The organism is Flaviflexus sp. (assembly GCF_052087705.1).
Taxonomy (GTDB): Bacteria; Actinomycetota; Actinomycetes; order Actinomycetales; family Actinomycetaceae; genus Flaviflexus; species Flaviflexus ciconiae.
In genome coordinates this window covers 26,751-36,105 of record NZ_JBQCYC010000025.1, presented here as the reverse complement: position 1 = coordinate 36,105, position 9,355 = coordinate 26,751, and the positions used below count along the sequence as shown (strand labels likewise).

General features: G+C 60.0%; 7 protein-coding genes and 1 pseudogene. 6 read left to right on the top strand and 2 right to left on the bottom strand.

What is annotated here, in order from left to right; all coding sequences use genetic code 11:
- Both ACTHUY_RS10625 and ACTHUY_RS10620 read left to right on the top strand, forming a co-directional pair.
- Positions 1 to 766, top strand: a pseudogene (locus ACTHUY_RS10625) (5-methyltetrahydropteroyltriglutamate--homocysteine S-methyltransferase); the annotation flags it as partial.
- 255 nt (positions 767 to 1,021) lie between these two features.
- On the top strand, positions 1,022 to 1,600 hold the full coding sequence (locus ACTHUY_RS10620; RefSeq protein WP_441678742.1) for a hypothetical protein: 579 nt from the start codon (positions 1,022 to 1,024) through the stop codon (positions 1,598 to 1,600).
- Positions 1,601 to 1,822: 222 nt separating this feature from the next.
- Here ACTHUY_RS10620 and clpB read toward each other — a convergent pair whose 3' ends face one another.
- Positions 1,823 to 4,432 carry an ATP-dependent chaperone ClpB gene (gene clpB / locus ACTHUY_RS10615; protein ID WP_441678740.1) on the bottom strand — a complete coding sequence of 870 codons (2,610 nt, stop codon included), beginning with the start codon at positions 4,430 to 4,432 and terminating at the stop codon, positions 1,823 to 1,825.
- A gap of 496 nt (positions 4,433 to 4,928) precedes the next feature.
- Between clpB and ACTHUY_RS10610 the strand changes: the two genes are divergently transcribed.
- Both ACTHUY_RS10610 and ACTHUY_RS10605 read left to right on the top strand, forming a co-directional pair.
- Positions 4,929 to 5,444 carry a hypothetical protein gene (locus tag ACTHUY_RS10610; protein WP_441678738.1) on the top strand — a complete coding sequence of 172 codons (516 nt, stop codon included), beginning with the start codon at positions 4,929 to 4,931 and terminating at the stop codon, positions 5,442 to 5,444.
- 135 nt (positions 5,445 to 5,579) lie between these two features.
- Positions 5,580 to 6,227 carry a hypothetical protein gene (locus tag ACTHUY_RS10605; RefSeq protein ID WP_441678736.1) on the top strand — a complete coding sequence of 216 codons (648 nt, stop codon included), beginning with the start codon at positions 5,580 to 5,582 and terminating at the stop codon, positions 6,225 to 6,227.
- A gap of 77 nt (positions 6,228 to 6,304) precedes the next feature.
- On the opposite strand, the gene ACTHUY_RS10600 is transcribed toward ACTHUY_RS10605, so the two are convergent.
- Complete coding sequence (locus tag ACTHUY_RS10600) at positions 6,305 to 7,735, bottom strand: amidase (protein WP_441678734.1); 1,431 nt, start codon at positions 7,733 to 7,735, stop codon at positions 6,305 to 6,307.
- Between the two features lie 175 nt (positions 7,736 to 7,910).
- Here ACTHUY_RS10600 and moaA point away from each other — a divergent pair, with 175 nt between their 5' ends.
- Positions 7,911 to 8,999, top strand: a complete 1,089-nt coding sequence (gene moaA / locus ACTHUY_RS10595; RefSeq protein ID WP_441678732.1) for a GTP 3',8-cyclase MoaA — start codon at positions 7,911 to 7,913, stop codon at positions 8,997 to 8,999.
- Positions 9,000 to 9,245, top strand: coding sequence for a MoaD/ThiS family protein (locus tag ACTHUY_RS10590; protein ID WP_126704137.1), 246 nt, complete (start codon positions 9,000 to 9,002; stop codon positions 9,243 to 9,245).
- Positions 9,246 to 9,355: the final 110 nt, after the last annotated feature.

Here is a 9,355-nt window from a genome sequence, read left to right as displayed (position 1 = left end):
GGTTCAGTCCTACGGTTCCAGGTGCACGCGTCCGTCGATCCTGTGGGGCGACGTGGCAAAGTCGGGAGACATCTCTGTGCCCTGGTGGTCATTCGCCCAGTCGGTGACCGACCGCCCGGTCAAGGGCATGCTGACCGGCCCGGTCACGATTATCGCGTGGTCGTTTGTTCGCAAGGACATTTCCCTGGGGCAAGTTGCCGACCAGATCGCTCTTGCACTCCGCGACGAGGTTGCAGACCTTGAGAAGGCTGGCGCCGCCATCATCCAGGTTGATGAACCGGCCCTACGTGAGCTTCTTCCCCTGGAGCAGTCGAAGCACGCCGATTATCTCGAGTGGTCTGTCGGTTCTTTCCGCGCCGCCACCGCAGGTGTCGATAAGGCAACCCAGATCCACACCCACCTCTGCTACTCGGAGTTCGGTCAGATCATCGACGCAATCGCAGGCCTGGATGCTGACGTGACATCTATCGAGGCAGCAAGGTCAGCCATGGAGGTACTCCCCGACCTGAACGATCACGGCTTCTCGCACGGCGTCGGCCCGGGTGTTTGGGACATCCACTCCCCGCGCGTTCCCTCCACCGAGGAAATCGCCGGCCTACTCCGACTCGCGGTGGACTCGGTTGACCCAAGGATCCTCTGGGTCAACCCCGACTGCGGTCTAAAGACCCGCGGCTACGACGAAACCGTCGCATCTCTGAAGAACCTCGTTACTGCAGCCAAGCAGGTCCGCGAGGAACTGTCGGCCGACCAGCGGCTTCTCGCCTAGGAGGCGACGCTTCCCACCGAACCGAAAACCACCCAGCGAGTCACGGTAGGTGAAGATCGCTGAGCCGATTCAGTCACAGGGCTCCCCGGCACCGCACAGGTAGCCAGGGAGCCTTACTGCGCTTTTATTGGTAGGCAGGTCACCCATTTCTTACTTCTATTCGGATTAGCCGCCTGTCTTTCTTCGGTTGACTCACCCAGCGAGTTGTCAACTTACGGTTGACACACTCTGTCAACCAATGGTTGACTGTTTGTCATGGACAGGATCAGTAGGGCGCAGCAGGCGATCGAAGACGCTCACAAGGAGCTCCAGGACGCAGTGCTCGAGGCCCGTGCAGAAGGAACCACCTGGGCCGAGGTTGGCAACAGTCTTGGAATGTCCCGCCAGGCCGCGTTTAAGAGATTCGGTAAACCGACCGATCCAACAACAGGAGAAGCTATGACACAGCGATCAATAGAGAACCTGCCCGCTTTGACCGAAAAGTACGTCACCCTCATATCCCAGGGCAACGAAGATGGTGTGGCAGCGATGATGCATCCGCGCACCCGGAAGGAGCTTCCGTGGTCGACAATCATCGACGTATGGAAGCAGGTTCTGACGGAGAACGGTGAGCTTGAGGGCTTTGCGGACACCTTCATTACAACCCCTAAGGGAATGAAGCCCGATTCCGGAATGATCCGGAAGTCTGTTGGCAAGATCTTGGGAATCGCCATTGGCGTCACCACGGTCAAGCTCGAGGCCGGAGAGATTTCCGCCCGCGTCGCTTTTGACAATGACGACGCCGTCGTCGGCGTTCTCTTTGTCCCCACCGATCAGACCGACGTTCCGTTCTAATTCAAGGACCGGGCGAGTTCACTCGGATCACGTACCACCGCAGCGAATTCATGGCTCCGCCGCGAGAGCCCGCCACAGCTCGAACAACCCCCGCACGCCTAGACGAAGTCAAGCCCCGCAGATCTCGAAAGATGATCTGCGGGGCCTTAACCTTACCGTCGTTCCACTTACCGCGATTTACCCAGTTCTTACCGAGCAACCCAACGGCTCGCGGACAGAGCCTTACTCGCGTTCCACGACCGTGAGCTTCATGCCCTGGCCAACATTCTCCGGGGCATCGACCTCAATCGTGTCACCATCGGCAACGGCACCTGCCAGGATCTGCTTGGCAAGCTGGTCTCCAATTTCACGCTGGATGAGGCGGCGGAGCGGGCGTGCACCATAGGCCGGGTCGTACCCTTCGAGCGCGAGATAGTCGCGACCACTCGGGGTGACATTGAGGGTGATCCTCCGGCTCTCGAGCCTCTGTGCAAGCTGTGCCACCTGGAGTTCGACGATGTGGGCGATGTCTTCCATGCTGAGCGGCTGGAAGTGCACCATGTCGTCGAGACGGTTGAGGAACTCCGGCTTGAAGGCGGACTGAACCGTCTTCTCAACAGCCTCCCGCTTCTCCTCGTCGCTCAGCGTCGGATCCACCAGGAACTGCGAACCGAGGTTCGAGGTGAGGATCAGGATAACGTTCCGGAAGTCCACGGTGCGGCCCTGACCGTCGGTCAGCCTGCCATCGTCAAGCACCTGGAGGAGGATGTCGAAGACCTCGGGATGTGCCTTCTCGACCTCGTCGAGGAGGACAACCGAGTAGGGCCTGCGGCGGACGGACTCGGTGAGCTGACCGCCCTCCTCGTACCCGACGTATCCGGGAGGGGCACCAACGAGCCTGGACACGGAATGCTTCTCCGAGTATTCAGACATGTCGATACGAACAATTGCTCTCTCGTCATCGAACAGGAAGTCGGCAAGCGACTTCGCAAGCTCTGTCTTACCGACGCCCGTCGGACCAAGGAAGAGGAACGAGCCTGTCGGCCTGTTCGGGTCGGAGATTCCGGCGCGGGAGCGGCGAACAGCATCGGAGACCGATGCGACAGCATCCTTCTGACCAACAAGCCTCTGACCGATCTCTTCCTCCATGTGGAGCAACTTCTCGGTTTCGGTCGCCATGAGGCGCCCGACCGGGATGCCGGCCCAGTTGGCAACGACCTGAGCCACCTCGTCCGCATCCACGTGCTCCGCGATCATGGGCTCGACGCCCTCGTTCACGGATTCAGCCGCCTCACCTTCGGCGATCTGCCTTTCCACATCGGGAATGTCGCCGTTCTGAAGGCGACCAGCATCCTCATACCGGCCTTCGCGGATCGCCCGCTCAAGCTCCGTGCGGAGCTCATCGAGCTTCACCCTGAGGTCACCCACGAGGTTCCGACCAGCCTTTTCTCGCTGCCAGCGAGCATTCAGAGCATCGAGCTCTTCGATGCGGTCAGCAAGCTCGGCGCGGATCCTCTCGAGCCGCTCAGTACCGGCCTCGTCCTCCTGCTCGGAGTCGGTGTCAATGAGGTACGACTCTTCCATCTTCAGCCTATTGACCTGACGCTGGAGGGTATCGATCTCTTCCGGGGACGAATCCAGTTCCATGCGGAGCCGGGAAGCGGCCTCGTCAATAAGGTCAATGGCCTTATCGGGGAGCCGACGCCCGGGGATGTACCGGTGGGATAGCTCAGCAGCGGCCACGAGCGCGCCGTCGGAGATTGTCACCTTGTGGTGGGCCTCGTATTTGGGTGCGATGCCACGTAGGATTGCCACCGTATCGTCTACGGAAGGCTCCCCCACGAACACCTGCTGGAACCTGCGTTCCAGGGCGGCATCCTTCTCGATATTCTCGCGGTACTCGTCCAGGGTGGTGGCACCAACGAGCCTGAGCTCGCCGCGGGCCAGCATGGGCTTCAGCATATTGCCAGCATCCATGGCACCCTCGGAGCCCCCTCCAGCGCCGACAACGGTGTGGAGCTCGTCGATAAAGGTGACGATCTCACCGTCGGAGTCCCTAATCTCCTGGAGGACAGCCTTGAGGCGCTCCTCGAATTCACCGCGATACTTGGCACCGGCCACCATGGCCGACAGGTCGAGTGAAATGAGTCGCTTGCCGCGCAGCGACTCGGGAACATCGCCGTCGACGATGCGCTGGGCGAGACCCTCAACGACGGCCGTCTTACCGACGCCGGGCTCACCGATCAGCACGGGGTTGTTCTTGGTACGGCGGGACAGCACCTGGATGACACGACGGATCTCGGAGTCGCGCCCGATCACAGGGTCCAGCTTGCCGTCGCGAGCAACCTGGGTGAGGTCAAGTCCATACTTCTCGAGAGCCTCAAAGGTACCCTCGGGATCCGGGGAATCAACCTTCCGGTTGCCACGCACCTGGCCAAGAACTGCCTGTATCTGGTCGCGAGTAACACCGGCGGCCTTCAGCACATCGCCGGCGCTCGACCGGGAGGCCGCAATAGCCATGAGTAGATGCTCGGTCGAAATGTAGGCATCACCCAGTGCCGTCGCTTCCTTCCCGGCGTCCGACAGCACGAGGCTGAACGGACGAGAGGTAGCGGGCTGGGACACGGAGGCGCCCTGCGCCCCAGGTAGCGCGGTCATGGTTGCATTCGTGCGCGACTCCAGCGCCGTCTTATCAACCCCGATGGCGTCGATGATTCCGACGGCAATACCGTCCTTCTGCTCGAGAAGAGCAGAGAGCAGGTGGATTGGCTCGAGTTGCGGATTGCCCGCCCTCATTGCCTTTTCAACAGCAGAAGATATTGCCTCCTGCGACTTGGTTGTCAGCTTATCCATAGAACTCCTTCAAAAGTTTCTTCGATCTACATAATAGAACGCAATTAAACTTGAGTCTATTCCACTCAAGTTATTTCAGTTCCTAGAATCTTCTGGCGAAGCCCTTTCCGCCACACATCAACAAAAGGCGGCAGTAAATTCCAAAAACGCTCCCAGCCAATTCCCGGACATCACACCTTCGGTTCACAAGTAGCGGGAAAGCAACATTTACGGAGCCAGCGGCTGGCTACCACTGCGGGAGAGCCAAGCGAGCGACAACGCAAGAAGAGTTTGCATCCGCTTCCAGCAAGTAAGGGTCACGCCCCTCTCCCACCAAGTAGGTGTCAAAGCTCCCTCCAGCCAGTAGGATCCAAGGTTCTTGGAAGCAAATAAATGAACCTCACTATTTACCTTCTATTTACGCTAATGAGCGCCTATTGGGTCGGCCATAAGCGCAATAGCGTCAATGATTATCTCTGGAGGTGATCTATTCTTTGGGTCGGTCTATGCTGAAGATATGAAGGGAGCCCGGTTTGGATTGGCTCTCGTAGCGCTTGTGCCGTTCATCATTTCGGGTATCGGGGGAGGTTTCGTCCTCGCGGGCCACTTCTCGAACGCCTCAATGGTTTCGCCAAATGACATGCTGTTCATGGCGATTATCCCTGCCGCAATTGGACTGGTCCTGCTCGGCATCCCCACCATGTCCTATACGACGCGTAGCCTGGACGAGATCGCGAAGATTCGTGCCACGGGGCGTACCGGTTACACTGAGATCACTGGCATCGATTCAACCCACACGCAGATCAATGGCGTTGGTCTCTACAAGGTCCACGTTGTTGTTGCTCTGAAGGACCGGGCACCGTACCGCACCACGATCAAGCATCCGATTGAATCTCACGAGTACGACAAGTACCGGGTCGGTTCAGTCCATGCCGTTGTTCAGTTCTACGAGGGCCATCCGCAGGTTGCATTCGATCGCGATTCCTTCTCCCATGCCAGTAAGCGCCGTAGCCACTGCGCGCGAATGGGATGACACAGACTCATTCAGTAGCTTCTCCGGCAGTAGCTTCTCGAGCGGGCCCAAGTCAAGCACCTATGAGAAGGAAAAGAAGGGTCCGCGAGATCCTTTCCTTTCCTACCTCGGCATGCTGGTTCTCGCGATCGTCACGTGGGTATCGCTGCTGGTGTCACCTACTACGTGATCGACCAGCATGATGGTGGGCCGTCGTTCTCTCTCAGCGCCGAACGAGCCGAGCAAGCCGTCCAAGCTGTCGTTGACGAATGCGGTAGCGACGTCCACGAGATTAGGGCTCTCGACTATCAGATGACGGTCGTTACTCGAGCGAAAGACAACCCGGACCACTGGAATGAGGTTGTTGTTCAGCACCGATACCACAAGCTCACGAACGATGGGGCCGCGTCGATCCAGCCGGAAGAGAATGAATACTTTGACACCACCCAGGTCGACTGGGATGTCATCACGCCCGGCATGGTCGATGAAGCCATGAGTCACCTGCCCGAAGGCGATCTCGGCGACCTCTCAACTCACGTAACCGTCACCGCCATAGACGAGCACACGCTTGAACGCTACTACTGGCGGGAAGACTTCCCGATGCCGCGCGATCTCGAAAAGTATGACGCGGAGTCCTTCGAGTTCTTCCACGACATCACTCCCGACGAGGGACGCCCTGTCATGGAGAAGATGATCGCAGCGGCACCCCTTGCCACGGTCCGCATCTACCTCGGCCACGACTACGGCCACGTCTCCCTCACAGGAAACACTGACGGCGAGATCCTGGACATCGCAACCGGCTAAACCACCGCGCAGTCTCACTTATTGTTTAGCCACCACGCAGGCACAATCCTCAGCTAGCAACCCCGCAATTACACCCGCTATGCGGTCGGCGCCGTGATTGTCGGCCAGGGATCCACCTGCTCGACCTGCGCCGCGAGCGCAAGTAGGCGGCCGTCCCCTCCGGGGCGTACCGCGGACAGCATTGCACCAAAGGGGAGGGCAACCCCGTCAACGTCAGCCCGATGGACAGGAAGGGTGATCGAAGCACTCCCTGTCATGTTCCATACGCTCCCCCACGGGGTAAAGCGCTTCTGCGCTTCGAAGTCATCTGCCCCGTGCGGTAGCACGATGTCTTCCGGGAAGACCGGCGGTGAGGCCAGAGTTGGGGTGAGGATCAGATCGAATTGGGACCAGCCGTTGGCGGCCTTGCGGGTGAGGGTCTGCACCGCGTTCACTGCGGCACTGTAGTCGGCGGCCGACAGCTTCATTCCCTCTTCCCGTAGCCACCTCGTGAGCTCGGTAACCTTGGGAAGGTCGTCTTCAGCGAGCGGGATCCCAGCGGCGGAACCGGTCCACAGCGGCATAAAGGCCAGCCAATCATCGGCGGTGAAGGGCCTGCCCGCTTCTTCTACGACGTGCCCCATTCCTTCCAGCACCGCTGCCATCCGCTTCGCGGCGGCTTCCGCTTCGGGGTGCAGGTCGAGGCTTTCAACATTCAATGGTTCGAGAAGAAGTCCGATGCGGAGCGGGCCGGGGGCGCGCTTGCTGGCCTCGAGGTAGCTTCCCGCAGAATCAAGAAGCGGGTCTCGCGGCGCGTGGTAGGACTCGCCCGGCCACGGCTTTGCCAGCACATCGAGGAATGCGGCGGAGTCGGCAACCGTTCTTGTAATAACTCCATCTGTTGTGAGACCACCTCCGCTCACTCCAACGGGTCCTGGAGAGACGACACCGCGGGAGGGCTTGAGGCCAACGGTGCCGCAGCATGCGGAGGGGATGCGGATGGAGCCACCACCGTCGGAGGCGTGGGCGACGGGGACCATGCCGGTGGCAACGGCGGCCGCTGCCCCTCCGGAGGATCCTCCCGCGGTCCTGCGAACATCCCACGGCGTGCGTGCGGACGGCCCCGTTTCGGGTTCGGTGTACGCAGGGAAGCCAAACTCGGGGGCACTGGTCTTGCCGACCATGAGGGTGCCAGCTTCCTTCAAGAGGGTGACGACACCGCCGTCTTCCTCGGCAACGTTGCCAAGAAGTAGTCGCGAACCGGAGTCCTGTGGCTGACCCTGAACTGGCGTGAGCGCCTTGATGGGAACGGGAACACCGTCAAAAGGCAGGGTCTCTCCCCTGGCCACTCTCCTATCGGTTTCTTCAGCCTGCTGCCCTGCCAGCTCCGGGGTGACATGCGCAAAGGCACCAACCTGAGGGAACTGCTCGATCCGGGAATAGACCGAGTCGAGCACCTCGACTGCCGATACTTCTTTGTTCCGGACCGCTTCGGCGAGCTCCAGCCCGCTCATTTCAAAAATCTCCACGATTTCCTCCTTCCACCATCCTACGAAGATGCTGGGCGGATCACAGTGAACGAGACGTCAATGTGAGACTGAAGTCCCGTACGTAGCGACCTAAACCGGGTAGTCGTGGCCCGCCAGACACCTATTTAGTCCGGCGAACATGGATAAAATAGACATCCTCGAATATCGTGGAGGAATGACAGGAAGTATTTCTCTGGGTATTCCATCCGTTCGTTCGCAGGAACCGGATGTCTCGGGGCGCCCGAATACTCCGCTCCTCACAGACCGGTTCGGGCGCATTGGCCGCGACCTCCGAGTCTCGCTCACCGACAAATGTAATTTGCGCTGCCAGTACTGCATGCCGGCGGAAGGAATCGATCCGCTCCCCAATGATCGACTCCTGAATGACGACGAGATCGTCAGGTTGATCAGTATCGCTCTCGACAAACTCGGCATTGAAGAGATTCGTTTCACCGGCGGTGAGCCACTCCTGCGCAAGGGCCTTGAATCAATCGTTGGTCAGGTCTCCCACATGACAAACCATCTGGGCGTTAAGCCGGAGATGTCGCTGACAACCAACGCACTTGGCTTGGCAAAGCGTGCAGGCAAGCTCAAGGAAGCAGGCCTCGACCGCGTCAACATTTCCATCGACTCAATCGACCGCGAGGTGTACGCGAAGCTGACCCGCAGGGACCGCCTCAAGGACGCCGTTGAAGGCGCGAAGGTTGCCCAGGACGTGGGCCTCACCCCGGTCAAGGTCAACGCGGTTCTCATGCCGGGAGTTAACGACGATCAGGCCTCCCCGCTTCTGGCCTTCTGCCTCGACAACGGCTACGAGTTGCGCTTCATCGAGTACATGCCGCTCGGCCCGAGGGGCTCCTGGAAGCGGGAAGACATGATCACCGCCGAGGACATCCTCGACATGCTGGAGAAGGACTTCACCCTCACCCCGCTTGGCGACACGGTTCGCGGAACCTCCCCAGCAGAACTGTGGGGAGTTGCCGAAGGCGAGCACCCCGCGGGACGAGTCGGCATCATTGCTTCCGTCACGCGCCCGTTCTGCGGCACGTGCGACCGCACGCGCCTCACCGCGGACGGCAAGATCCGCAACTGCCTATTTGGCCAATCGGAGATCGACCTCATGGGGATGATGAGGGACGGGGCAAGCGACGACGAAATTGCGGACCGTTGGCGCGGCGCAATGTGGATTAAGAAGGCCGGTCACGGCATCGACGACGAGGGCTTCCTGCAACCGGATCGCCCCATGAGTGCAATAGGTGGATAAATGGTAGAAGTACGGTACTTCGCTTCCGTTGCTGAAGCAGCGGGCATTCCCTCCGAGACCCTCCCGTACGAGGATGGGATGACAGCGGGCCAGCTCCGCACCCAGCTGAAGGAGTCCAGGCCCGGCGAGTTCTCTCGCCTCATGGGGATCTCCGCTCTGCTGGTCAACGGCGTGAGCGCAGACGACATCACGGTCCTGCCCACCGGCGCCCGGATTGATGTCCTTCCCCCGTTTGCGGGCGGGTGACTAGATCCCCCAGGACCACAGCACGATTGCTCAGAACCACGTCACGATCAGCGCCGGTCGGGCACAGATAGCTCCGGCCTTGATCATCGCAACCGGCTGGGGCGCCGTAG